General features: G+C 72.2%; 23 protein-coding genes. 7 read left to right on the top strand and 16 right to left on the bottom strand.

What is annotated here, in order from left to right:
• Window positions 1-27: 27 nt before the first annotated feature.
• Window positions 28-918, bottom strand: a complete 891-nt coding sequence (locus MKD51_RS10475) for a dihydrodipicolinate synthase family protein (protein ID WP_240240246.1) — start codon at window positions 916-918, stop codon at window positions 28-30.
• Between the two features lie 149 nt (window positions 919-1,067).
• Here MKD51_RS10475 and MKD51_RS10470 point away from each other — a divergent pair, with 149 nt between their 5' ends.
• The 7 genes from MKD51_RS10470 (at window position 1,068) to MKD51_RS10440 (ending at window position 7,758) form a co-directional block, all read left to right on the top strand.
• Window positions 1,068-2,834 carry an HNH endonuclease signature motif containing protein gene (locus MKD51_RS10470; RefSeq protein WP_240240245.1) on the top strand — a complete coding sequence of 589 codons (1,767 nt, stop codon included), beginning with the start codon at window positions 1,068-1,070 and terminating at the stop codon, window positions 2,832-2,834.
• An 82-nt stretch (window positions 2,835-2,916) separates the two neighbouring features.
• A complete protein-coding gene (locus MKD51_RS10465; protein WP_240240244.1) occupies window positions 2,917-3,456 on the top strand; it encodes a PadR family transcriptional regulator in 540 nt (179 codons plus the stop codon).
• 38 nt (window positions 3,457-3,494) lie between these two features.
• A complete protein-coding gene (locus MKD51_RS10460; protein WP_240240243.1) occupies window positions 3,495-5,183 on the top strand; it encodes an AarF/UbiB family protein in 1,689 nt (562 codons plus the stop codon).
• 128 nt (window positions 5,184-5,311) lie between these two features.
• On the top strand, window positions 5,312-5,827 hold the full coding sequence (locus tag MKD51_RS10455) for a 4-phosphopantetheinyl transferase (protein WP_240240242.1): 516 nt from the start codon (window positions 5,312-5,314) through the stop codon (window positions 5,825-5,827).
• Between the two features lie 71 nt (window positions 5,828-5,898).
• Window positions 5,899-6,276, top strand: a complete 378-nt coding sequence (locus MKD51_RS10450) for a GntR family transcriptional regulator (protein ID WP_240240241.1) — start codon at window positions 5,899-5,901, stop codon at window positions 6,274-6,276.
• Entirely contained in the window at window positions 6,269-7,120 is an 852-nt protein-coding gene (locus tag MKD51_RS10445) for an ABC transporter ATP-binding protein (RefSeq protein WP_240240240.1), read from the top strand. The genes MKD51_RS10450 and MKD51_RS10445 overlap by 8 nt, the downstream gene beginning before the upstream one ends.
• Window positions 7,117-7,758 (top strand): ABC-2 transporter permease, encoded by a 642-nt coding sequence (locus tag MKD51_RS10440; RefSeq protein ID WP_240240239.1) that lies wholly within the window; start codon window positions 7,117-7,119, stop codon window positions 7,756-7,758. The genes MKD51_RS10445 and MKD51_RS10440 overlap by 4 nt, the downstream gene beginning before the upstream one ends.
• A 68-nt stretch (window positions 7,759-7,826) precedes the next feature.
• On the opposite strand, the gene MKD51_RS10435 is transcribed toward MKD51_RS10440, so the two are convergent.
• From MKD51_RS10435 to MKD51_RS10365, 15 genes are all read right to left on the bottom strand, one after another.
• Window positions 7,827-9,206 carry a M1 family metallopeptidase gene (locus MKD51_RS10435; RefSeq protein ID WP_240240238.1) on the bottom strand — a complete coding sequence of 460 codons (1,380 nt, stop codon included), beginning with the start codon at window positions 9,204-9,206 and terminating at the stop codon, window positions 7,827-7,829.
• Entirely contained in the window at window positions 9,203-13,177 is a 3,975-nt protein-coding gene (locus MKD51_RS10430) for a Pls/PosA family non-ribosomal peptide synthetase (protein ID WP_240240237.1), read from the bottom strand. Before MKD51_RS10430 ends, MKD51_RS10435 begins: the two co-directional genes overlap by 4 nt.
• 126 nt (window positions 13,178-13,303) lie before the next feature.
• A complete protein-coding gene (putP, locus tag MKD51_RS10425; RefSeq protein WP_240240236.1) occupies window positions 13,304-14,893 on the bottom strand; it encodes a sodium/proline symporter PutP in 1,590 nt (529 codons plus the stop codon).
• Window positions 14,894-15,070: 177 nt separating this feature from the next.
• Window positions 15,071-15,307, bottom strand: coding sequence for a dodecin family protein (locus MKD51_RS10420; protein WP_240240235.1), 237 nt, complete (start codon window positions 15,305-15,307; stop codon window positions 15,071-15,073).
• A gap of 85 nt (window positions 15,308-15,392) precedes the next feature.
• On the bottom strand, window positions 15,393-16,052 hold the full coding sequence (locus MKD51_RS10415) for a VOC family protein (protein ID WP_240240234.1): 660 nt from the start codon (window positions 16,050-16,052) through the stop codon (window positions 15,393-15,395).
• Window positions 16,052-16,663 carry an alkylhydroperoxidase domain protein gene (locus tag MKD51_RS10410; RefSeq protein ID WP_240240233.1) on the bottom strand — a complete coding sequence of 204 codons (612 nt, stop codon included), beginning with the start codon at window positions 16,661-16,663 and terminating at the stop codon, window positions 16,052-16,054. The genes MKD51_RS10415 and MKD51_RS10410 overlap by 1 nt, the downstream gene beginning before the upstream one ends.
• Complete coding sequence (locus MKD51_RS10405) at window positions 16,660-17,370, bottom strand: CMD domain protein (RefSeq protein ID WP_240240232.1); 711 nt, start codon at window positions 17,368-17,370, stop codon at window positions 16,660-16,662. The genes MKD51_RS10410 and MKD51_RS10405 overlap by 4 nt, the downstream gene beginning before the upstream one ends.
• Window positions 17,360-18,388, bottom strand: coding sequence for an LLM class flavin-dependent oxidoreductase (locus MKD51_RS10400; protein ID WP_240240231.1), 1,029 nt, complete (start codon window positions 18,386-18,388; stop codon window positions 17,360-17,362). Before MKD51_RS10400 ends, MKD51_RS10405 begins: the two co-directional genes overlap by 11 nt.
• On the bottom strand, window positions 18,388-20,067 hold the full coding sequence (locus MKD51_RS10395; RefSeq protein WP_240240230.1) for an ABC transporter ATP-binding protein: 1,680 nt from the start codon (window positions 20,065-20,067) through the stop codon (window positions 18,388-18,390). The genes MKD51_RS10400 and MKD51_RS10395 overlap by 1 nt, the downstream gene beginning before the upstream one ends.
• Window positions 20,064-20,912, bottom strand: coding sequence for an ABC transporter permease (locus MKD51_RS10390; protein ID WP_240240229.1), 849 nt, complete (start codon window positions 20,910-20,912; stop codon window positions 20,064-20,066). The genes MKD51_RS10395 and MKD51_RS10390 overlap by 4 nt, the downstream gene beginning before the upstream one ends.
• A complete protein-coding gene (locus MKD51_RS10385) occupies window positions 20,909-21,844 on the bottom strand; it encodes an ABC transporter permease (RefSeq protein WP_240240228.1) in 936 nt (311 codons plus the stop codon). Before MKD51_RS10385 ends, MKD51_RS10390 begins: the two co-directional genes overlap by 4 nt.
• 7 nt (window positions 21,845-21,851) lie before the next feature.
• Window positions 21,852-23,507, bottom strand: a complete 1,656-nt coding sequence (locus MKD51_RS10380) for a TIGR04028 family ABC transporter substrate-binding protein (RefSeq protein ID WP_240240227.1) — start codon at window positions 23,505-23,507, stop codon at window positions 21,852-21,854.
• A 126-nt stretch (window positions 23,508-23,633) separates the two neighbouring features.
• Window positions 23,634-23,846: a KTSC domain-containing protein gene (locus MKD51_RS10375; RefSeq protein WP_240240226.1), complete on the bottom strand. Its 213-nt coding sequence runs from the start codon at window positions 23,844-23,846 to the stop codon at window positions 23,634-23,636.
• Between the two features lie 96 nt (window positions 23,847-23,942).
• Window positions 23,943-24,320, bottom strand: a complete 378-nt coding sequence (locus MKD51_RS10370; RefSeq protein ID WP_240240225.1) for a hypothetical protein — start codon at window positions 24,318-24,320, stop codon at window positions 23,943-23,945.
• A 29-nt stretch (window positions 24,321-24,349) separates the two neighbouring features.
• A complete protein-coding gene (locus MKD51_RS10365) occupies window positions 24,350-24,976 on the bottom strand; it encodes a nucleotidyltransferase domain-containing protein (protein ID WP_240240224.1) in 627 nt (208 codons plus the stop codon).
• Between the last annotated feature and the right edge of the window lie 45 nt (window positions 24,977-25,021).

Raw genomic sequence — 25,021 nt, 5'->3', positions numbered from 1 at the left:
CGGCATCTTCCTCGTGGGGCGCCGACATCAGCGCAGCTCCAGGGTCGCGAGCGTGTCGAGCAGGCGAGCGCGTGCTGACGCGTCGAGCCCGCGGATGGGCAGGGGCAGGCTGTTCGCGGGCGCGAGGCCGAGCTCCTCGGCGATCGCCGCGACCACGCGATTGCTGCCGCCGTGCTCGGCGAACAGATCCCACAGCGGTTGCAGTCGTGCTGACTCGGCTGCGGCGCCAGCCGCGTCACCGGTGAGCGCCGCGCGGGTGATCCGCAGCGCCGGTTCGGGAAGGGTGCCGGCGATGACGGAGTACCAGGCGTCGCAGCCGCCGTTCAGCGCGTCGGCGGCGAAGGGGTCGCCGGAGATGCCGATCGTGACGCGCTCGGGCACGACGTCGCGGATCCGCGCGACGCGCTGCTCGGCCGTCACGCCAGCGGGCAGGCCCGGGATCTTGATCGAGGCGACGCCCGGCAGCGCCGCCAGCCTCCCGTAGAGCTCGTCGGTGAAGGTGAAGTGGGTGGTGCCGGGGTTGTCGTAGACGACCAACGGCACGGTCAGGTGACCGAGCACATCCCCGTAGAACCCGTAGACGTCCTCGACGGTGAGCGCTTGATAGGTGAGCGGTGCCAGCAGCACTGCCTGCGCGCCGGCGTCCACGGCATCGCGGGCGTAGGCGATCGCGTGGGACGTGCGGAGCGCGCCGATCCCGGCGATCACGGGCGTGTCGCCTGCGGCGGCCACGGCCGCGGCGACCACGCGCTGCCGCTCGTCGCGATCGAGGTAGGCGTAGGAACCGGTGGAGCCCAGCGCGGTGATGGAGTCGACCCCGCTGCCTGCGAGCATCGTGATGATGCGGCCGAAGGCGTCCAGATCGACCTGGTCGTCGCGCAGGGGAGTGAGGGGGAAGGCGCTCAGTCCGGTGAACATGGGGTGCTCCTGTCGTCGTCGGGGCCGGCGGCCGACATGGTGGTCGATCATCGATGTGGGTGGCATCGCAGAGCTTCGTCGGCACGGGGGAACGGATGTGGGTGGCCCCACCTAGTCTGCTCCCACCGGAAGGCGACGAAGGAGTTGCGATGGGTACGAGCGAGCAGGCGCAGGCGGCGGTCGACGCTGCGCGCTCGCTGCTGGGGGCGAGCACGTCGCTCGGCCTGGCTCCCGCCGATGACATCGTCGAGCTGCTGGCGCGCACTGCCGAGCTGACGCGCCTGGTCGAGGCGCAGCAGGTGCTGATCGCGGCCCAGGTGGCAGAGCGCTCGAAGGGCCCCGACGACGAGTCGCTGTGCCGGCGGCTCGGGCATCGCAGCGCGAAGTCGGCGCTGACGTCGGCGTTCGGCTGCCGCGGTCGCCAGGCGGGAGATCTGCTGGCGATGGCGGCCGCGACGACCGCGACCATCGGCCTCTCGGGCGTCACGATCCCGGTCCGGTATCCGCGCGTCGCTGAGGCGCTCGCCGCCGGCGAGCTCTCGTTGCCCCAGGCGCAGGCGATCGTGCAGACGCTCGAGCCCGCGGCCCCGCGCGCCGATGCCGACGACCTCGCCTGGGCGGAGTCCGCCCTGGTCGATGCGGCCGTCGAGCCAGACGCGCCGCTCGTGCCAGAGCTGCTGGTCGTGCAGGCGCGGGCCTACGCGGCCGTGCTCGATCCGGACGGCGTGCTTCCCGACGCTGAACGGCAGCGCGCCATGCGATCGCTGCGCATCGGTCGCCGCACCGACGGCATGTGGCAGATCACGATGGTCTGCCCTGCCGAGCAGGGCGCCGCGTTCAAGGCGCTGCTGGATGCGTACACGGGGCCACGCGTGCAGGTCGCGTTCCGCGAAGACGACGATGACGACGGCGCGACCCGAGCCGCGGAAGCCGCGAACTCCGCAGCCGGTGGCCCCGGACCCGAGGGCGCCGAGGTGTCGGTCGACGACCGCACACCCGAGCAGATCCGGCACGACGTGCTGGTCGGGCTGGTGCAGGCGCACGCGGCCTCCGGCGATGCGCCGACGGTCGGCGGCGAGCCGCCCGTGCTCGTCTACACCGGCACGATCGAGGCGTACGCCGCCTACCTCCGTGGTGACCCGCAGCGCGATCGGCGCCTCACGATCGAGCACACGGGCGACCTCGTGCCGATGGAGCACGCCGCGCGCCTCCTCTGCGACGCGAGGGTGCAGGTCGCCGTCCGCGATGACTGCGGCCACGTGCTGCAGCTGGGCCGTGCGCAGCGCCTCTTCAGCCCTGCGCAGCGGCGGGCGCTCGCCCTCCGCGATCGCGGGTGCCGGGCCCCCGGCTGCCAGATGCCGGCCGCCTGGTGCGAGGCCCACCACATCGTCCCCTGGCGGAGCGATGGGCCGACAGACACCGACAACGGCATCCTCCTGTGCATCTATCACCACCACGAAGTGCACGCGGGGCGCCTGCTCGTCGAGCCGGCGGGGCCGAATCCGGGCCAGTGGCGCGTCGTGTCGCAGCTGCGGTCGTTGCGGAGCAGCGGCGCGCGGGGGATGCAGAGGCTCGCGTCGCGCGCAGCACTCGTCAGTGGTGCTGCACCGTCGCTGGCTAGTGTCGCCGCGCCGTCGCTCGCCTCAGGCACCGAGTTGTCGCTCGCCTCAGGCACCGAGCCGTCGCTCGCCTCGGACGCCGCACCGACCCTCGCTGTCCGCGTGCGCGACCGTCATCGCGCCTCCCGACGCCCTGCCACCGCGCAGCCCGGCCCTGCCCGGCTCGGCCCGAACGGCGGCGCCCAGCGGACGGCCGAGCACCATCTGCGCCAGCTGCTCGCTCGAAGGGGCGGCCGGCGCCCCACGACGGCCCGCGTCGATCTCCCACCGCCGCCGCTGCTGCATCTGCGGAGATGAAGGTCCGATCCTCTCTGGCGCACTCCTCTCGAACGATATATCGTTGAGTATCGTCGACACTCGGCGACGCGAGGAGGTCATCATGCACGGTTCATTCGCAGACGCAGGCTTCGACCGCGGTTCCCACGTGTGGGAGGCGATGGATCAGCTGCGCTCCGCCTTCGACAAGCGGGGCAGCAGCACGCGCATGGGACGCGGCGACGTGCGCGCGGCGGTGCTCGCGCTGCTCGTCGAGCGCCCGATGCACGGCTACCAGATCATCCAGGAGATCGAGGAGCGCAGCGGGGGCGCGTGGAAGCCGAGCCCCGGTTCGGTGTACCCGACCCTGCAGCTGCTCGCCGATGAGGGGCTCATCAGCGCCGAGGAGTCGAACGGCCGCAAGACCTACGCGCTCAGCGAGGCCGGGCGCGCCGTCGCCGACGAGTCCGCGCAACGCTCCGCGCCCTGGGAGGCGCCCGGCCGTGGCAGCACCGGTGCCTCTGCGCTGCCGAAGGCAGGCATCGAGCTCGCCCAGGCTGCCGCCCAGGTGGGGCGCACGGGCAGCCCCGAGCAGGTGCAGCAAGCGGTCACCGTGCTCGAAGAGGCGCGCCGTAGGCTCTACTCGATCCTCGCTCAGGACTGAGCCGAGCGCCGCCGGTGCATCGGGGTCTAGGAGAGTCGATGCCCGACGTCGCAAGTCCGCGCGCCCGTTACCGGCGCATCCTTCGCTTCGCCGCGCGCCACCTGACGACGATGTGGTGGTTCGAGATCCTGCTGCCGAGCATCGGGCTCTCACGCCTCGCCGCTCGAGGGCGCGGCGCCCGGCTGACACGGCTCGCGCGCCGCTTCCATCACCTCGCGGTCGAGCTCGGCGGGCTCATGATCAAGGTCGGGCAGTTCATGTCGTCGCGGCTCGACGTGCTGCCGCCCGAGATCACGAGCGGGCTCGAGGGGCTGCAGGACGAGGCGCCGCCCGTGCCGTTCGCGCCGTTGCGCGAGGCGATCGAGGAAGAGCTCGGCATGCCGATCGAGACGGCGTACGCCGCGATCGACCCGCAGCCGCTCGCCGCTGCATCCCTCGGCCAGGCGCACAGAGCCACGCTCACGCCCTTCGACGCAGCCCAGCTCGGCACCGCGGCGGCGGTCGTGAAGGTGCAGCGGCCCGGCATCCAGGCGATCGTCGACGCCGATCTCGCGGCGCTCCGCGTCGTCGGCCGCTGGCTGAGCCGCGTGCGCCTGGTGCGGGACCGCGTCGACATGCCGGCCCTGGTCGAGGAGTTCGCGCAGACCAGCCTCGACGAGGTCGACTACCTGCACGAGGCCGCGAGCGCGGAGCGATTCGCGGCCGACTTCGCCGATGACCCGCGGGTCGCCGTGCCGCAGGTCGTGTGGGAGCGCACCACGCGCCGCGTGCTGACGCTCGCAGACGTGACCGCCATCAAGCTCACCGACGGTGACGCGCTGCGCGCAGCGGGCATCGATCCCTCCGAGGTCGCGCAGGCCTTCGCTGCCGTGATGTTCGACCAGCTGTTCGTGCACGGCTTCTTCCACGCCGATCCGCATCCTGGCAACCTCTTCGTCACGCCCGGCGACGGCAGCGACGGGAGTGCGCCGTGGACGCTGACCTTCATCGACTTCGGGATGATGGGCGAGGTGCCCGGCAGCACCCGCCGCGGGCTGCGGAGCCTGCTGATCGCAGCCGCCGCGCGCGATGGCCGCGGCATGGTGGAGGCGATCCAGGATCTGGGAGCGCTGCTGCCCTCTGCCGACACCGCCGAGCTCGAGCGCGCGATGACGCGCGCATTCGCACGCTTCGGCGGGATGGGGTTCGCCGAGCTGCGCGAGGTCGACCCGCGAGAGTTCCGAGACTTCGCGCTCGAGTTCCAGGACCTCATGCGCACGCTGCCGTTCCAGCTGCCGGAGCACTTCCTGCTCGTCATCCGCGCGATGTCGCTCACCTCCGGCGTCTGCAGCACGCTCGATCCGCAGTTCAACCTGTGGGATGCCGTCGAGCCCTACGCGGGCAGGCTCGTGCGGGAGGAGCGCGGCAACGTGGCTCGTGCCGCCGTCGAGGAGGGCATCGCGATCGCCAAGACCGCTGTCGGCCTGCCACGACGCCTCGACGCGCTCGTCACGCGGGTGGAGGAGGGCAGGCTGGCGATCGAGACGCCCCGGCTCGAGCGCCGCATCGCGCGCCTCGAGCGCGCCGCAGCGCGCGTCGTCTCCGCCATGCTCTTCGCGGGCCTGCTGGTGGCAGGCGCACTGGTGCGGGGCGATGACGAGACGCTGAGCACCGTGCTCATGATCGTGGCCGCGGTGCCGCTGCTGCACGCGGTGCTCGCCGGCCTCGTGCAGCGGTCGCGCGAGTGACCTCGCAGCCGTCACCGGCGCCCGGCGAGGGCGGGCTGGCCAACGATGGGCTCCCCGCGAGCGGCCCACGTGCGGGCGAGTGGTCCGAACGCGGGCTCCCCGCGCACGCACTGCCCGAGGGTCTGCTCGTGCGCGAGGTGCGCGCGCCCGGCCGTGCTGCGGGTCACGACCTGCTGCGCGCCGTCGTCGCCGAGCTCGCCGGCGTCGACCGCGCCTCCGTCTCGATCGTGCAGCGCTGCCCCGACTGCGGCGGGCCGCACGGGCGCCCGGTGGTGATGGAGCCGTCCGCGGCGCGCGGCATCGGCGTCTCGCTGGCACACGCGGGCGAGCATCACGTGGTCGCGGCGATGACCGGCGCTCGCGTCGGCGTGGATGCGGAGCCTCGCGAGACGTCGCCGGTGCGGCTCGAAGCGCTGCGCGCGCTGCTGCGGCACGACACGCCCGACCCGCTGCTGCACTGGACCCGCGTCGAGGCCGTGCTGAAGGCGGATGGGCGCGGCCTGCGGGTCGAGCCGGCCGACGTCCTGCTGGAGCCGACCGCCGACGGCCTCACCGCATCCGTGCCCGGCTCCTCGCGGCGATTCGCCGTGCACGAGATCGCGCTCGATGACGCGCTCGTCGTGAGCGTCGCGATCGCTCGGTAGGGCTGCTGCGAGCCCGTGGCCTTGGCCCCTGCCGACGCAACTGTTATGGTGTATGCGAACAGGAGGTCGACATGCGCGTTGTGGTCTCGACGAGCTCGAGCACACCGATCTATGAGCAGATCAAGGCTCAGGTGCGCACGGCGATCCTCTCGGGTGAGGTGCAGGCGGGGCAGTCGCTGCCGTCGCTGCGACAGTTCGCGGCGGATCTGCGGGTGAGCATCGTCACCGTCACCCGCGCCTACAACGACCTCATCGCCGAAGGGCTGGTGCAGAGCGCACACGGGCGCGGCTTCGTGGTGCTCGAGATCGATCCGGGCACCGCGAGCACGGCGCTGCACGAACGCGTCGACGAGCTGCTGCGGGAGACCATCCTCGCCGCTCGCGACGCCCGCCTCGGCAGGGCAGACATCCATGACCGGCTTGACGAGATCTGGAGGAAGCATGACTGACAACCTGGCGAGGATCGAAGATCTGCGCGTCCAGCGACCGAGCTTCGAGCTCGACGGCATCTCGTTCGCGGTGCCGCGCGGCACGGTCGTCGGGCTGGTGGGCCCCAACGGGGCGGGCAAGACCACCGCGATCCGAGCGATGCTCGGGCTCATCGCCCCCGATGGCGGTCGCGCCGAGACCTTCGGTCTCCCGGCTGGTTCGCCGCACGCACTCGCGCGCACAGGCATCGTGCTCGACCAGCCCACCGCCGCAGAGGAGTGGAAGGTGCCGACGCTCGGCCGTCGCATCGCGCCGTTCTACCCGCAGTGGGATGAGCAGCGGTTCGTCGACCTGCTCGCCAGGCTGTCGGTGCCGCAGTCACGCCGCGTCGGTGAGCTCTCGCGCGGCGAGGGCATCAAGCTCTCGCTCGCGACGGCGCTCGCGCAGACGCCGGAGCTGCTGATCCTCGACGAGCCCTCCAGTGGGCTCGACCCTGCCTCCCGCCGCGAGATCGCCGCCATCATCCGCGAGTTCATGGTCGACCCCGACCATGCCGTGCTGGTCTCGACGCACATCACCGCAGAGCTCGAGGGCCTCGCCGACGACCTCGTCGTGCTCGTGGGCGGGCGCATCGCCCACCACGGGCCGCTGCACGAGGTGGTCGAGCAGTTCGCGATGGCGCGCGGCGCGGGCGCGGTGCCCGACGGCCCCGTCGTCGGTGTGCAGCGCTCCGGTGAGCAGTGGTCGGGACTCATCCGCATGGAGGACTCGGCGGGCTTCGGCGCTGAGGTGGTGATCGATGCCGCGAGCATCGACGACATCGTCGTGCACCTCGGTGCTGAGCGAGCGGAGGTCGCCGCATGATCGCCGCATTCGCACGCTTCGACCTGCTCTCGTGGTTCGCCCGGAAGCAGACGCTCCTCACGCTGCTGTTCGTCGTCGTGGTCGGCGTCGTGCTGCCCGTGCCGGGGATGGCGATCCTGGCTGCAGCGCTCGTCACCTCGCTCATGGTCTCGGCGCCGTTCCTGGGCGACGAGAAGGGCCGCCTCGACACGCTCTACGGGCTGCTGCCGATTGCGCGCAGCACGGTGGTCATCGGTCGCGTCATCGCGCTGGTGACCTATTACCTCTCCGCCGCCGCGCTCGCCACTGCCGTGACGCTCGTGATGGCCGCCGTGCGCGGCGATCAGGTGGCGCCGGGGATCCTGCTGATCGCGCACGCTGCGGCCGCGGCGATCGTCGGCCTGTCGTTGGCGCTGCAGCTGCCCGTGTTCTTCCGCATCGGCTACTCCCGCGGGCGCCTCATGGCCTACGCCCCGGCGTTCGTGGTGGCGGGTGGGGCCTGGCTCGGACAGGCCACCGGCATGCTCGCTCCGCTGCAGCAGGCGCTGGCCAGCACGCCCGTCGAGGTCATGGTGCTCGTCGGCATCCTGATCGGCATCGTCGGGATCGTCATCGCGACGGCCCTGGCAGCGCGGATGTATCGCGGCCGAGCGCTCTGACGCGATGAGTCTCGGCGAGTGCCGAGCACCTCGACGACCGCTGAGCGGCCGCCGTCCCGGGTGGTCGCTCAGCGCCGGTGGCGGGCCTTCGCACTGCCGGTCCGCACCTGCGAGACGGGCAGCGGCGGCAGCGCCGTCTCGACCAGCCACGCATCGAAGAGCGCGTCGAGCGGCGCATCCGAGGCCTTGTTCGCCAGCCGCCGGAAATCCTCGGTGGTCGCGGTCGACTGCGCGTGCAGCGCCGTCCAGTCGTGCAGCAGGCCGAAGAGGCGCACATCGCCGAGCGTCAGCCGCAGCGCGTGCACGAGCAGGGCGCCGCGCTTGTAGATGCGGTCGTCGAACATGAGCGCGGCACCCGGGTCGCCGAGCACGATGTCCTGCGGCAGCCGCTGCAGCAGCCGGTGGTGCTCGCGCGCGAGCTCGTCGGTCGACTGCCTGCCGGCCGCTTCCGACCACAGCCACTCCGCGTAGCACGCGAGCCCCTCGTTGAGCCAGATGTGCTGCCAGCCGGCCACCCCGACGCTGTTGCCGAACCACTGATGCGCGAGCTCGTGCGCGACGAGGCGCTCCTCGCCGCCGTGCCCGTCGATGAGGTTGGCGCCGAACACCGCACCCGCCTGCGACTCCAGCGGTATCTCCAGGTCGTCGGCCGTGACGACCACGGTGTAGTCATCGAAGGGGTAGGGCCCGAAGCGCTCGACGAAGCACGTGAGCATGCGCGGCAGCGGTGCGAGATCCGCGAGCACCCGCCGCTCGAGCGCCGGTGGGTAGTACGCCACGACCGGCACCTCGTCCTGTGAGGTCGCGCGGCGCACATACCGACCGATCTGCACGGTGGTGAGGTAGGTGGCGACCGGCACGCGGCTCTCGAAGGTGCGGGTCGTGCGCCCTGAGCTCGTGCGCTCATCGACGAGCGCGCCCGTCGCGATGACCCGGTAGCTCTGCTCGGTGGTGATGCGGATGCGGTGGGTCGCCTTGTTCGAGGGGCGGTCGTTGCACGGGTACCAGGTGGGGGCGCCGGTGGGCTGCGAGGCGACGATCACGCCGTCCTCGAGCTCCTCCCAGCCGACCGTCCCCCAGGGGCTTCTGCGTGGCGCGGGGGATCCGGAGTAGGCGATCTCGAGCTCGAACGTCGCACCCGCGGCGATCGGCGCCGCCGGCGTGACGGTGAGCCTGCCCGGCCGCTGTGCGTGCTGCGTGCGGCGCTCGCCGTCGACCACGACCTTGCCGACGCGCAGGCCGACGAGGTCGAGCCCGATCGCCGTCAGCTCGCGCTCGGCGCGCCCGGTGATGCGCGCGACAGCGTCGAGCCGATTCGTGGCCATGCGGTACTGCAGCTCGAGGTCGTAGTGCAGCGCGCTCCAGCCGAGGCTGCCGGATGCGGGGGCGTAGGGCTCGCCGCCGACGGGCTGCGTGGCGGGCGCTGGGCTCTGGCTGCTGCGGCTCATGTGCTCACCGCATGGTAGTCGGCGACCTTCACCTCGCGCCACGGCCCGATCGGGTTGCCGCTCCAGCGGCTGCGATCGGGCACGAGCTCGCCGCGCATGACGAGCGAGGCGGGGCCGACGGTGGCGTGCTCGCCGATGCGGGCGGCGGGCAGGATGACGCTGTGCGGACCGAGCGTCGCGCCGTGATCGAGCGTGACGGCGTCGATCGACATGATCCGGTCGTGGAAGAGGTGGGTCTGGACCACGCAGCCGCGGTTGACGGTGGATGCATCCCCGAGCGTCACGAGGTCGGCCTCCGGCAGCCAGTAGCTCTCGCACCAGACGCCGTGCCCGATCGTCGCGCCGAGGCTGCGCAGCCACCAGACGAGCGCTGGGGTGCCGGCCGCAGACTGTGCGAACCAGGGCGCAGCCACCATCTCGACGAAGGTGTCTGCGACCTCGCTGCGCCACACGAACGACGACCACAGCGGCGTCTCGGCCGCCGGGATCCGACCGACGAGCGCCCACTTCGCGGCCGTGCTGACACCGGCCGCGACGGCGCCGGCGGCGAGCATCACGACGCCGCTCAGCAGCACCGCCGCGAGCCCGCCCCACGCATCCGCCACCCACAGCAGGGTGAGCATGACGCCGATGCCGATCGCGATCGTGACGAACACCGGAACGATGCGGCACAGCTCCCACAGCGTGCGGGCGACGCGCAGCCGCAGCGGCGGCTCGTAGGTGCGGGCGATGTCGGTCTCGACCGGCGTGCGCCGCAGCCGCACGGGCGGGGAGCCGAGCCACGACGAGCCCTTCTTCGACTTGCGGGGCGCTGCCGAGAGCACCGCGACGAGGGCGTCGTTCGGGATGCGGTTGCCGGCGCTCGCCATGCCGGAGTTGCCGAGGAAGGCCCGCTCTCCGATCTCGGCATGCGCGATGCGCACCCAGCCGCCGCCCAGCTCGTAGGAGGCGACGAGCGTGTCGTCGGCGAGGAAGGCTCCGGAGTGCACGGTCGTCATGGTGGGGATGAGCAGCACCGTCGAGATCTCGGCATCGCGGCCGATGCGGGCGCCGAGCATGCGCAGCCAGACGGGCGTGAAGAGGGATGCGTAGAGCGGGAAGAGGATCGTGCGCGCAGCATCGAGCAGCCGCTCCGTCGCCCAGACCTTCCAGCCGTTGGCGCTGTGCACGGGGAAGACGCCGGCCGTGAGGCCGATCGCGAGCAGCCGCACCACCAGCACGATGAGTCCGGCGAGCACGAGCCCGGCGACGAGCGCTGCGGGCACCAGCCAGGCGAGCGCGAGCAGCGCGACCTCGCCGAGGCCGTCGGCACCGCGGATGCCGAGCGCGAGCACGACGCCGCCGGCGAGGAATGCCAGCAGCGGGATGAGCGAGAGGCCGATCGCCGAGAGGCCATAGGCCCACGCCCAGCCCTTCGTGTGCGGCGGGCGCTCCGCCGGCCACCACGACTTCGCCGAGCCGACGCGGCGGGCGGGGGAGCCAGACCAGCGCTCGCCGGATCGCACGCGGCCGAAGACGGCGGAGCCGGGCTCGACGACAGCGTCCTTGCCGATGCGGGTGCCGGGGGCGAGGGTCGAGCGCGCGCCCACCGAGCTGCGCGCGCCGATGCGGATCGCGCCGATGCGCACGAGGTCGCCGTCGATCCAGTAGCCGGTGAGGTCGACCTCCGGCTCGATGGATGCGCCGTTGCCGATGCGCAGCATGCCCGTGACGGGCGGCACCGAATGCAGGTCTGCATCTCTGCCGATCCTGGCGCCGAGGGCCCGCGCGTACAGCGTCACCCACGGTGCGCCGGCGAGGCTCACGGCGCCCGCCTGCTGCGCGATCTGCTCGGCGAGCCACAGTCGCAGGTGCACGCTGCCGCCGCGCGGGTAGTCGCCGGCCTGCAGGCCGCGCAGCAGCAGCCTGGCCGCCACCACCGCGATGCCCATGCGCCCGAAGGGGGTCGCGAAGATCGCCAGCCCGACGACCAGCAGCCACGGGTTCGCCGTCGGCAGTGCCTCGAAGCCCGTCCACGCCTGCAGCAGCGTCGAGATCGTGAGGGCGGCCAGCAGCCAGCGCGTGCCGCTGAGGATGAACAGCGGCACGCCCAGCAGCGTCTGGATCCACTGGGTGTCCTTGGGCGTGCGCGCGATCTCGTGCGTCGAGGCGGGCTCCTGCGCGCCGGTGGAGACGCGTGCGGCGAGCTCTGCCGCCATCGCGCCCAGGCGCGGGTAGGCGTAGATGTCGGCGACCGTGAACTCGGGGTCGCGCTGCCGGATGCGGGTGACGAGCTGCGCAGCCGCGAGGGAGCCGCCGCCGAGCGCGAAGAAGTCGTCGTCCTCGCCGGTCGCCGGCAGGCCGAGCACCGCTTGCCAGTCGGCGGCGAGCGCCGCGAGCCCCGGCGCGCTGCCGGACGCCTCGAAGGCGCTCTCCTCGAGCGGCCAGGGGAGCGCTCGCTTGTCGACCTTGCCGGAGACCCGCACGGGCAGCTCCGGCAGCAGGGCGAGCACCGGCACGATCGCCGCCGGCAGCGCCTCGCGCAGCCGCTCGTTGGCCGCTTGGCGGTCGAAGGTCTCCACGTCGCAGCCGAGGTAGCCCACCAGCACCTGGTTGCCCGCATCCGTCTGCTGCACCGCCACGGCTGCGGCGCTCACGCCGGGCAGCGCGCTGAGCGCCGCCTCGATCTCGCCGAGCTCGATGCGGCGGCCGCCGACCTTCACCTGGTCGTCGGCGCGGCCGGCGAAGAAGAGCCCGTCGCGGTCGAAGCGCACCATGTCGCCGGATCGATAGGCGCGCTGCCACCCGAGCGAGGGGAGCGGCGCGTACTTCTCCGCATCCTTCGCGGGGTCGAGGTAGTGCGCGAGGCCGACGCCGCCGATGATGAGCTCGCCGGTGCCGCCCTCGGCGACCGGCTGCCCGGCCTCGTCGACGACCGCGAGATCCCACCCGTCGAGCGGCAGGCCGATGCGCACGGGCTCGCCGGGGGAGAGCTGCGCCGCGCAGGCGACGACGGTCGCCTCGGTCGGCCCGTAGGTGTTCCAGACCTCGCGGCCCTCGGTCGCCAGCCGGTCGACCAGCTCTTGCGGGCAGGCCTCGCCGCCGAAGATGAGCAGCCGCACGTTCTCGAGCGACGATGCGGGCCACAGCGACGCGAGCGTCGGCACGGTCGAGACGATCGTGATGCCGCGCAGCGTGAGCCACGGGCCCAGGTCCATGCCGCTGCGCACGAGCGAGCGGGGCGCCGGCACGAGGCAGGCGCCGTGGCCCCACGCGAGCCACATCTCCTCGCAGCTGGCGTCGAACGCGACGGAGAGCCCCGCCAGCACGCGATCGCCGGGCCCGATCGGCTCCTCCTGCAGGAAGATGCGCGACTCGGCGTCGACGAAGGCGGCAGCCGAGCGGTGGCTGACGGCGACGCCCTTCGGCGTGCCCGTCGAGCCGGAGGTGAAGATGATCCACGCGTCGTCGTCGGGTGTCGGCAGCGTCGGGATCGGCAGCCCTGCCGTGCTCGGATGCGCGGGGTCGCCTTCGAAGAGCGCAGTCGCGGTGACGGTCGTGGCTGGGCGGGCGGTGTCGACGGCGCTGCCAGACCGGTCCGCGGCCGTGTACTGCCCGCTGCCGGTGATGACTCCGGCGACGCCGGCCTCGCCGAAGACGAGCTGCGCGCGCTCCTCCGGGTCGTCGGCGTCGACGGGCACGTAGGCGGCGCCCGCGGCCATGATGCCCAGGATCGCGATGTACAGCGCTCGCGTGCCGGAGGGCATTCGCACCCCGACCCGATCGCCGCGGCCGACGCCCTCGAGGGAGAGGCGGGCAGCGGTGCGGATGACGGCCGCCATGAGCTCGCGATAGGAGAGCGCGCCCTGCGCATCCTCGAGCGCGGAGCCGTCGGGGTTCGAGAGCACGCTCTCGCGCAGCACGTCGAGCAGGGTGCGGGGCGACGGTGCCAGGTGTCCGCTCGCCAGGACTCCTGCTGTCGTCTCGCTCATCTCGCCTCCGGGCACGCCGCAGCACGCACCCAGGCGCCGCGACCACTCAGGCTATCGCGGCGCCCGTGTCCGGTCGGCGAACGGCGGGCGACGAACAGGTGTCCGCGACCGCCGTCGCCGGCTCGGTCAGGGCAGCGCGTTGCGGTCGGCCGCGGCCGCTGCGCTCGGGTGGTCGGCGACCGTCGCCCCCTTGCCGAGAGCGACGATCGTGCCGGTGCGCGTGAACTCCTCGTCGACCTCCGGGTTGTGCTTGGGGGCTGCCAGGCTGACGACCACGGCGACGAGCAGGTTGAGGAAGAAGCCCGGCACGATCTCGTAGAGCGTGAAGAACTCGAAGCCGGTCGCGACCGTGCCGTCGACGGTGTTCGCCTTCTCGATGGCATCCCAGATGAACACGGTCGCAGCGCCCACGATCATGCCGGCGAGCGCTCCCCAGTTTGTGAGCTTGCGCCAGTAGAGGCTCAGCACCACGATCGGGCCGAACGCGGCACCGAAGCCCGCCCAGGCGAAGCCGACGAGGCCGAGGATGGTGTCGCTCGGCGTGATGGCGAGCAGCATGGCGATGACCGCGACGGCGAGCACGCAAGCGCGGCCGAGGATGACGAGCACCTTCTGCGATGGCTGCCGCTTGGCGAACACCTGGAAGAGATCCTCGACGAGCGCCGACGAGCAGACGATCAGCTGGCTGGAGAGCGTCGACATGATCGCGGCGAGCACGGCGGCCAGCACGAGGCCGGCCAGGAACGGGTGCAGCAGCGCCTGCGACATCAGCAGCACCACCGTCTCCGGGTTGGAGAGCTCGATGCCCTGCTGCTCCACATAGGCGATGCCGACGAAGCCGGCGACGACCGCGCCGATGAGCGAGATCGCCATCCAGCTGATGCCGATGTTGCGACCGGCCTTCGCGTCGTGCACGGTCTTGAGGGCCATGAAGCGCACGATGATGTGCGGCTGGCCGACGTAGCCGAGACCCCAGGCGAGGGCAGAGATGATGCCGAGCCAGACCATGCCGTCCATCTCGGCAGGGAAGAGGCCGGTCAGCCGGGCTCCGGAGTCTGCGATGCCCTGCTGCACGCCCTGCAGGCCGCCGACGGTGAAGAAGGCGATGACCGGCACGATGATGAGGGCGAAGAACATCATCAGGCCCTGCACGACATCCGTGAGCGATGCGCCGAGGAAGCCGCCGAAGAGCGTGTAGAGCAGCGTGACGCCGCTGACGAGCAGCATGCCCCAGATGTACTCGACGCCGTACGTCGACTCGAAGAAGACGCCGCCGGCGACCATGCCGGAGGAGACGTAGAAGGTGAAGAAGACGAGGATGATGACGCCCGAGACGACGCGGAGCAGCCGCGTGCGGTCGCGGAGGCGGTTCTCGAAGAAGCTCGGGATCGTGATCGAGTTGTTCGAGACCTCGGTGTAGGCCCGCAGCCTGGGGGCGACGAACTGCCAGTTGAGGAAGGCGCCGATCGTCAGGCCGATCGCGATCCAGGCCTCGATGAGCCCGGCGGCGTAGATGGCGCCCGGCAGACCCATCATGAGCCAGCCCGACATGTCGGATGCGCCGGCCGAGAGCGCCGCGGTGAACGGGTTGAGGTCGCGGCCCGCGAGCATGTAGTCCTCGTGGCTCTTGGTCTTGCGAGCCGCGTAGAGGCCGATCGCGATCATCGCCGCGAAGTAGATCCCGATCGCCAGCAGCTGGAATGTGATGTCGGACATCGTCATCTCCCCGTCTCAGTTGCGTAACAGCGTACTCAGATGCGAATCACAGGGAAGCATTCGGATGCGCGGGTCCGTTGATTGCGGGACGGCAGCGGCGCACAGGCGCTCCGCGGGGTCGACCGAGGCATGCACCCGCGTCGGCCCCGCGCTCCTGTGCGCCGCTGCCGGCGAGGCTCAGTCGGCCGAGCCGTCGACCACGGGGCCCGCGTCGTCGAGCACGAACGTGAGCTCCATCGTGACCTGCCACGAGGTGATGGTGCCGTCCTTGATGTTGACGACGTGGTCCTTGACCCACGCGCCCTCGATGCCGCGCAGCGTCTCGTTCGCGCGCGCGATGCCCTGGCTGATCGCGTCCTCGAAGCTCTGCTCCGAGCGGGCGCTGATGGTGGTGATCCGTGCGACAGATGCCATTGCCGTCCTCCTTGACTGCAGCGCGAGAGATCTCCTCGCACTGCCAGCAAAGCGCGGCGGGGCCGGGAAGGGAAGAGCAGAGCTGTCAGCGGATGACCACCGTGCCGCCCTCGACCGCCACCTCGAGCTCGATCCCGTCGCCATCCGCCTCGGCGATCTGCAGCGCATCCGGCCCGTCGCCGACCTCGATGCCGAGCGCGGCGAAGCGTGCGCGCTCCGCGTCGGGCTCGCGCGTCAGGCGTCGCAGCGCGACGAGCTCGAGCACCGGCAGATCGTCGAGCGCGGGATGCGGGGTCGCGCCCCAGTCGATGAGGAACGGCGGCTCGGTCTCGTCGCTCGGCAGCCCGAGGCGCCAGGCGAGCTCGCGCCCGTCCGGCGTCGTGCGGGAGAGCGGCTCGATGTCGCCGTATGCCAGCCCCGCGTCGCGTGCGGCGGCGACAGCCGCGTCGAGATCGTCCGGCGCGATCGCGAAGCTCGCGACCCTCGGTGCCGAGAGCCCGGCGATGCCGAACCGCGGCACATCGGCCGCCGCCCAGCCGGCCTCGGCGTCGGGGCCGATGAGCTCGAGGTACTGCCGCACCCGCTCGCCGCCGCGCGAGAAGGCGATCAGCGCGTTCGCGGTGCCGCTCGGGTGCCGGCCGCCGGGAGCCGCCCGCACGCCGGTGGTGCGCTCGAAGCCGTCGACGAGCGCAGCGAGGTCGGGCCCTGCCAGCACGATGTGGTCGAGCACGCGGGGCACGCCCATCAGACGACCTCCGGCTCGCCGAGCGACAGCATCAGCCGGTTCGCCCAGTTGAAGAAGGCCGCGCCGCTGAGCTGGTCGACGATGCCCGCATCGTCGATGCCGGCCGCGCGGAGGCGATCGACGTGCCCGGCGTCGAAGGCCGAGGGCGTCGCCGTCAAGGCTGCCGACGCATCCACGATCGCGTCCCAGCGCTCGTCGACGCCCGATCCTCGACCATCTGCGTCGACGCCCTCGTCGAGCAGCCGCTGCACATCCTCAGCGCGACCGGAGAGGCGCGACGCCGCCCGCGCATGCACCGAGGCGCAGAAGACGCAGCCGTTCACGCGCGATGCGGCGGCGGCCGAGAGCTCGCGCTCCCAGCGCGGGATGCCGCCGTCCTCGTTGTGGAAGATGTCGAGATCGGTGAGCGTGCGCGCCCGCAGCGCCTCGGGGTCGCGCGCCAGCAGCCGGAAGTACGGGCTCTTCGCGCGCCCAGGCTCCACGAGCCCCTCGCGCTGCGCCTCGGTGAGCTCGGCCTCCGGCACCGGCGGCGCCCAGGGCACCCAGCCGAGGCCGTCCTGCGTGAACGCCTCGGGCCGGCGCAGGGTCGGGTAGTCGGTGATCGCGGTCATGCGCGGGCCTCCTCGAGCTCGGTGGCGGATGCGGGTGTGGCGGATGCGGGTGTGGCGGTTGCCGGTGCGGCGGGTGCCGGCGTGGCGGGTGCGGGGGTCGCGGCGAGCACGCGGAGGCCGTGCACGAGCCGCAGCTGGAAGGCGAGGAAGGCGATGAGCTGGCTCAGCGAGACGATCGCGTCGGCACCCCAGCCCGCCGCCGTGAGGGCGCGCAGCGACTCGGGACGCGCATCGCGCGGGTGCAGCACCAGCAGGTGCGCGTGCTCGAGCGCGGCCGCCAGGCGCTCGCCGAGCACACCGCGCTCGATCGTCGCGACCGGGCCTGCGACCGCCTCGGCGCGCAGCTGCGGCTCGCGGTAGTCGCCGTAGGGCCCGGATGCGCGACCCGCGACCGCGGCGTCGCGCACGGCGTCGAGGATGGCCGGCTCCGCGGCGTCGGCGAGCAGCTCGAGGTAGAACGACGACGAGCGCGAGCGGGTGTCGTCGGCATCCGCAGCCTCGGCCGCCTCTGCGTCGTGCAGCAGCGCGACGTACGCGGCGACGGCGTAGCGATCCTCGAGCGCGAGCGCACCAGGCTCGGCGGGCTCGAGCAGCGCGAGGAAGCTCTGCTGCGCGTGCTCGCGCGCATCGGGGCGCGCCCTCCGGATCTCGTCGAGTCGCGATCCTGCGGGGATCTCGGCGAGGTGGTCGATGACGTCACGCGACATGGCGCTCCTCCTGGGTCTCTGGTGCTGCGCGCCAGCCGAGCGCCGGCGCGACCTCTCGTGCGAACAGCTCGAGCGAGCGGGCGGTGATGGATGCATCGGGGTCGACCGAGTGCACCTGGATCGACACCTCGGTCGCCTCGGCGGCGACCGAATCGGCCGCGAGCGACTCGGCGACCTCCGCGGCGGTGCCGAGGTGGGTCTCGCTGCGCACGAGCAGCTCGTCGAGCGAGAGCGAGCCCGGCGCGACCCCGTGCAGCTGCGCGACCTGCCTGCCGATGCCGGTCTCCGCGAGCGCCCGCACCGTCCGGCGGTCTGCCTGATCGACGACCACGACGCTGCGCGAGGCGAGGATGCGCGGGGCGACGCCGACGGGCAGCGCCTCGCGGTAGGCATCGACGAGCAGCCGCTGCACCTCCCAGACGCGCGGCGGCTCGGCGCCGGTGTGGTCGGCGGGAACGGGCTGCACGCGCGAGAGCATGAGCCCGTCGCCCTGCGCGCCGATGGCGCGGGCGCCCTCGACCGAGAACGTCGCCTGCCAGATGCGGCCCTCGAGGCCGGTGGACTGCTGCGGATAGATCGCCACGTCGCCGCTGCCGTCGAGCAGCGAGCGCAGCCGCACGAGCTTCGCGTCGTAGATCGCGCGGCGGAGCGCGGGGTCCTCGCCGAAGGCGCTCAGCGTGCGCGGGCTGCCGCCGGTGCCGAGCCCCAGCTCTGCGCGTCCGCCGGAGAGCGCGTCGAGCACGGCGGCGTCCTCCGCGGCTCGCGCCGGGTGCTCGTGCGCGAGGGTGAGGATGGCGGTGCCGAGGCGGATGCGCGTGGTGCGCGCCGCTGCCGCCGCGAGCAGCACGAAGGGCGAGGGCAGTCCGCCCTCCGCGCCGTCGAGGTGATGCTGCGCGACCCACGCCGTCTCGAAGCCCAGCTGCTCGGCGAGCTCGATGTGCTCGAGCGCGATGCGGTAGCGCTCCGCCGCCGCCGCGTCGTCGAGCACGCGGGTGAAGAATCCGATCGTCGGCGCCATCACGCCACCTCCAGCTGCCCGGTCGATGATGAGCGCTGATCGCGGCGGGCGTCCCGCAGCCAGTCGGGTGCGGGCACTGCCTCGAGCAGCGCCTGCGTGTACTCGTGCTGCGGGCTCGTCAGCACCTGCTGTGCCGTGCCCGTCTCGACCGCGCGCCCGCGCCGCAGCACCGTGACGGTGTCGGCGATGCGGCGCACGACCGCGAGGTCGTGGGTGATGAACAGGTAGGTGAGGCCGAGCTCGCGCTGCAGTCGCTCGAGCAGCTCGAGGATCTGCGATTGCACGGTGACGTCGAGCGCCGAGACCGCCTCGTCGAGCACGACCAGCGCCGGCTCGATGATGAGCGCACGCGCGATCGCGACGCGCTGCCGCTGCCCGCCGGAGAGCTCGCGGGGGAGCCGTGCTGCGGTCTCTGCGGGCAGGGCGACCTGTTCGAGGGCGGCGGCGACGCGCTCGGCGAGCCGTCGCCGGTCTCGCACGCCGCCCTCGGCGATCGGGAGGTTCTGCAGCGGCTCGCCGATCGTCTGCCCGATCGTGCGGCGCGGATCGAGCGAGGCGAAGGGGTTCTGCGAGACGAGCTGCACCGCGCGGCGCAGCCTGCGACTGCCGCGCTCGGCGAGCACGTCGAGCTCGCCGATGCGGATCGTGCCAGAGGTGGGGCGGTGGAAGCCGGCGAGCGCGCGGCCGATGGTGGTCTTGCCCGAGCCGGACTCGCCGACGAGCGCGTGCGTCGTGCCCGGCGCGATCTGCAGGCCGACGCCGTCGACGGCACGGAACGCATCCGCCCCTGTGCCGGATCCTCGACGGCCGTAGTCGTGCACGAGCATGTCGATCGTGACGAGCGGCTCCGCCGCGAGACGCGGCAACCGGGGTGAGGCGTCCGAGAGCGCCGGCGCGTCGGCCAGCAGCGCTGCGGTGTAGTCGCTCTCGGGATCGCGCAGCACCCGGCGGACATCGCCGTGCTCCTCGAGCCTGCCCGCCTGCAGCACCGCGATGCTGTCTGCGCGCTCGGCGGCGACCGCGAGGTCGTGGGTGATGAGCAGCACGCTCGAGCCGAGCTCCGCGCGCAGATCGTCGAGCAGGTCGAGGATGCGGCGCTGCACGGTGACGTCGAGGGCGCTGGTGGGCTCGTCGGCGATGATCAGGTCGGGCTCGAGCGCGATCGCGGCCGCGATGAGCGCGCGCTGCCGCATGCCGCCGGAGAGCTCGTGCGGGTACTGCCTCGCGCGTCGCTCCGGGTCATCGAGGCCGACCCGCTCGAGCAGGTCGGTCACGCGGCGCCGGATCGCCTCCTTCGTGCCCCAGCGATGGATGCGCATGGGCGCGGCGACCGAGGCGCCGATCGTCTGCACTGGGTTGAGCGAGGTGCCGGGATCCTGCGGCACGAGCGCGATGCGGGCCCCGCGGATCTCCTGCAGCGCGCGCTGGGAGAGCCGGGTGAGGTCGACGGGGCCGCCCGCGAGCTGCAGGTGGACACCACCGCGCTCGATGCGGCCGCCCTCTGGCAGCAGGCCGATGATCGACTGCCCGATGGTGGTCTTGCCGGAGCCAGACTCGCCGACCAGGGCGAGCACCTCGCCGCGCTGCACCTCGAGGCTGACGCCGTGGACGACCGTGCGGCGCTCCCTGCGGGCGCGGTAGGAGATGGCCAGGTCGTCGATCGTGAGCAGTGCGCTCATCTCGTTCCTCCTCTGACTGCTGCCGCGATCCGGTTGGCCGACAGCACGACGGCCGCGACGACGAGCCCCGGCAGCGTGGTGAGCCACCAGGCGGTGGCGACGTAGTCGCGGCTCTCCGCGATGAGCAGGCCCCACTCGGGAGTGGGAGGCGGCGCGCCGTAGCCCAGGAAGCCGAGGGTGGAGATCTGCAGGATGGCGCTGCCGAACTGCAGCGCCGCGAGCGCCAGCACGGCGCCGAGCGAGTTGGGCAGCACATGGCGCCACAGCACGGCGAGGAACGAGCCGCCGGAGCCGAACGCCGCCTCGACGTAGTCGCTGCGGCGCACGCGCACGACCTGCGAGCGCGCGAGCCGCGCGAACACGGCGATCGAGGTGATGCCCACCGCGATGGCGGCGTTCGTGACGCCGAAGCCGAGCAGCACGATCACGCTGAGCGAGAGCAGCAGTCCGGGGATGGCCAGCAGCACGTCGACGACGCGCATGAGCGCCTCCTCGACGACGCCGCCGGTCGAGCCGGCGAGCACGCCGATCGCGGTGCCGACCACGAGGCCGACGAGCACGGCGATGGCGGCGCCGGCGAGCGAGTTGCCGGCGCCGAAGATGACGCGGGCGAGCAGATCGCGGCCGGTGGCGTCGGTGCCGAACGGATGCGCGGCGCTGGGCGCCTGCAGGGCATCGAGCGCGACACCGGCGATCGGGTCCTGCGCGGTGAACAGCCACGGCACGACGGCCCACGCGAGGGCGAGCGCGAGCACCGCGATGGCGAGGACGAGGGTGGCGCGCGGACGCGGGCGAGCCGCGCGCTCCGTGCGCCTGGGCAGCAGGCTCGAGGCGATGGCGCTCATGCGTGCACCGCCTTCCGCAGCCGCGGGTCGATCGCCGGGGCGACGAGGTCGACGAGCAGGTTGATCGCCACGAAGCCGACCGCCGAGATGACGACGATCGCCTGCAGCACCGGGATGTCGCGCGTCGCGACCGCCTCCTGCGTCAGGCGGCCGAGGCCGGTGCGGGCGAAGACGGTCTCGGTCACGACGGCACCGGCGATCAGCTCGCCGAACAGCACGCCCGCGATCGTGAGCGTCGGCAGCAGCGAGTTGCGCGCGACCTCCTTCGACAGCAGCCAGCGGGGGCTCGCACCGCGCGAGGCCGCCACGGCGATGAAGGGCTCGGCGACGGTGTCGTCGATGCTGCGGATGAGCACCTGCGCGAGCGGTGCGGCGATCGGCACCGCGAGCGTGATGACGGGCAGGATGAGCGCCTCCACGGGATTCGCGTTGATGACGGGCACGAGGCCGAGTCGGAACGAGACCACCTGCAGCAGCACGATGCCGAGCCAGAAGACCGGGATCGAGACGAACAGCGGCGGCAGCGAGCGGAACGCGCGGCGCAGCCACTCCGCCCCCGAGAAGGTCGCGGCGACCGCGATGCCGACGGCCAGCAGCACCGCGACGACGAAGCCGAGCGATGCGAGCGCGAGCGTCGACGGCAGCGCCGTGGCGATGAGGGCCTCGACGTCGGCGCCGTTCTGCAGCGAGGTGCCGAGGTCTCCCGTCAGGAAGCCGACCGCCGACTGCCACAGCTGCACCCAGATCGGCTGGTCGACGCCGTAGACCTCGCGCAGCTCCTGCAGCTGCGCGGTGCTCAGGCCGAGCTCCGGGCTCGCGTACCGGGCGACGATGGCATCGCCCGGCAGCGCGTGCAGCAGCAGGAAGGCCAGCACGAAGGTCGCGACCACGACCAGGACCGCCTGGCCCGTGCGCCGGAGTGCGTAGGGCATCCGCGCCTCAGCCCTCGAGCCAGACGCCCGCGAAGCTGGGGCGGCCGACCGACTCGGTCTCGAAGCCGTGCACGACCGGCTGCAGGCCGTAGACCTGCGGCTCCTCGAAGAAGGGCAGCACGTAGGCCTGCTCGGTGAGGTGGGCCTGGACGGCGGCGGAAGCGGCGGCGCGGGCCTCGGTGTCGGGCTCGGAGGCGACCTGCTGCAGCAGCGCCTCGAGCTCGGCGTCGATGGGGGCGCCCGACTCGTCGGCGTTGAGCAGCGTGCTGCGGTTCTCGATCGAGTACTGGCTCTTGATGACGTCGAAGTCGGCCCGGCCGACCATCGAGTGGTAGATCTGGATCTGGTCGATGTCGGTCGCTGCGGCGGTCTGCGCGGCCTGATCGCCCTGGAAGAGCTCGAGCTCCACGCCGATCTCGCGCAGCTGCTGCGAGACGAGCGTGATGACATCCCGCGAGCGGGGCTGGGGGAGCGCCTCGTTCACGACCAGGTGCAGGCGCTGGCCGTCGCGGACACGGATGCCGTCGGAGCCGAGCTCCCAGCCGGCCTCGTCGAGCAGCGCGTTCGCGCGCTCCTGATCGAACTCGTAGGCGCCCGACTGCTCCTCGTACCCGAGGGCCGTCTGGCTGAGCGACGAGGTCGCCAGCGGGTAGCCCTCGGAGAAGATCGACGAGACGACCTCCTGTCGGTCGATGCCCGCGATGAGCGCCTGGCGCACGCGGATGTCCTGCAACAGCGGGTGGTCGAAGCGGAAGCTGAGGCCGTTGTTCACGCCGTTCGTCTGCGCGGCGACGATCTCGAGGCCGGCGGCGGCCACCTGCTCCTCGTGCTGCGGCTCCACCTGGCGCGCGATGTGCGCCTGGCCGGAGGTGAGGGATCCGATGCGCACGCTGTCCTCTGGCGCGATCACGATGTCGACGGTGTCGAGGTGCGCCCGTGCCTGGTTCGAGGCTCTCGGCGGCGCCCAGGCGTAGTCGTCGCGAGCGGCGAGCCGGATGCTCGCGCCGAGCTCCTCCGACTCCACGACGAAGGGGCCAGCGCCGATCACCTGCGTGGCGTTGCCGGGGCCGAATCCCTCGGAGTCGAGCTCGAGCGAGGCATCCGCCAGCAGACCGGAGTTGATGGTGGAGACGGCCTGCCCGAAGCCGGGCGAGGGGGCGCTGAAGTGGAAGCGCACCGTGTCCTCGTCGACGACCTCGCCGCGCTCGTAGTTGTTGATCGCCTCGCTCACGATGAGCGCGCGATCCTGGTCGCCCAGGCCGAAGAGGTCGATGTTGGCGACCACGTTCTCGGCGGTGAGCGGCGTGCCGTCGGAGTACGTCACGTCGGTGCGGAGGTCGAAGGTGTACTCGGTGGCGTCCGCCGAGACCTCCGGCAGCGCCGTCGCGATCCACGGCTCGAGCTCGAGCGTCTCCGGGTCCTGGTGCAGCAGCCGCGCGGTCAGGTTGTTGACGAGCGCGCCGTTGGGGTAGAAGCCGGCCGACGGCGGGTAGAGCGAGGTGTAGGCCTGGTGCTCGAGGTAGGTGAGCGTGCCGCCGGCGACCGGGCCGTCGCCTCCCGCCTGCGGTGAGGTCGCTTCGCTGGCCGAGCAGGCCGTGAGCGCGAGGGCGACGATGGCGGCGCCGGCGATGGCTGTGCGACGGGGATGCGGGGAGCGGTTCACGATGACCTCCATAAGCGGTGCTTGGTGCTGACCCAAGCAAAGCCGATTGCCAGGCGCGCCGCACGCCGCGGCGCAACACGGCGTCACAGAAGGCTGAAGGTCGTCACCGCCCGATGGGCGTGGGCGTCATGCGCTCCGCACGGGGTATCGCGGCTTGATGTGCTGGTTCACGAACCGGCCCTTCGAGGCGGCGGCCAGCAGCTCGTCGAACACCGCGCGCGGCACCATGCCGTAGATGTAGCTGGCGCCGCCGACGAACCGCACGGTCAGCTCGTTGCGCGTCGGCTCGAAGCCCACGGCCTCGATGCTCGACGACTCCACCGGCTGCATCCGCGGCATGCGGCCACGCTAGTCCTGCCAGCGGCGGGACGAGGAGGTCATCGTCGACCGCATGCGTCCGCTGGTGCCCAGGCGTCGCTGCGGGCAGCGAGCCGTTCAGGTGCTGACGGTGGACTCGGCTGCGTCAAGGAGCCGTTGAGCGTGCAGGACGTGGCGCGACGCATCCGCGTGGGTGGGCAGGCGGTCACCGTGGGACTGGGTGGATTTGGCTGCCAGCAGCGTGTCGAGATGCTTGGCGGTGGCGGCGCTGGAGGCTTCTCGCAGCGCTGCGACTGCGTCGCGATGGGACTCGGATGCAACCTTGTAGCCGAGCACGTGCCCGCAGATCGCGTCGCTTGCCGCGATGCCGGCACTGACGGCGATCTCAGCGGCATGCTTCCACTCGTGCTGGCTGTCTCCGCCGAGCTGCAGCTCTGCGGAGACCAGACGCGTCCGGGCATCGTTGAGGCGGATGCGCACAGCGGCGGCATCCATCGGCTGCCGTCGAGGACTGATTCGAGGGCTCATGCGATGGCGCGCCGTGCGGCTCGCGGGAGTGCCGGCCCGGCGACGAGCATGCCGTCGGTCAGCACATTGCTGACCAGCGGATCGTGGTCGGCGATCCGCTGGTCGAGCTCCGCGCGTTCGATGGAGTAGACCTGTGCCTCGTTGCCCGTGATGCGCTCGACGTGCTGCGCGATCCGGTAGTTGAGCTCCGACCTTGCGTCCTCGTCCATGCCGTCGGGGTAGACGACGAACAGATCCAGATCCGACTCGCGCGTCGATTCGCGACGGGCGACCGAGCCGTAGACGAGGACGGTGAGCCCGAGGTCGGCGGGCAGATCCTCCTCGCAGAAGCGTCGGATGCTGTCGAATGCCCGTGATCTCGCGCCGATCGCCAGTTCGACGACGGGCCACAGCACGTGTTCGCGATTGGCGCGGTAGATGATCGCGGGCGGTCGCGCCTCAGGGCTCACCAGGCCGACCTCCACATAGCCCGCCAGCGCCCGGTGCACGCTGGAGGTCGAGCCGATGCCTGCCAGCGCATGCACCTGGCGTCCGGAGAGTCCCGAATCCGTGCGCGCGAGCACACGCAGCACAGCAGACCCCACCGCGGTCGTCAGACCGTCAAGCGGCTCGCTGAGATTCATGTGACGATACTGGCACGTTTGTCACGAATATGGAACGGATGTGAT

The organism is Agrococcus sp. ARC_14 (assembly GCF_022436485.1).
In the GTDB taxonomy this organism is placed as follows: Bacteria; Actinomycetota; Actinomycetes; order Actinomycetales; family Microbacteriaceae; genus Agrococcus.
The sequence above is the reverse complement of the archived record's forward strand: the minus strand, read 5'-3'. Positions and strand labels throughout refer to the sequence as shown.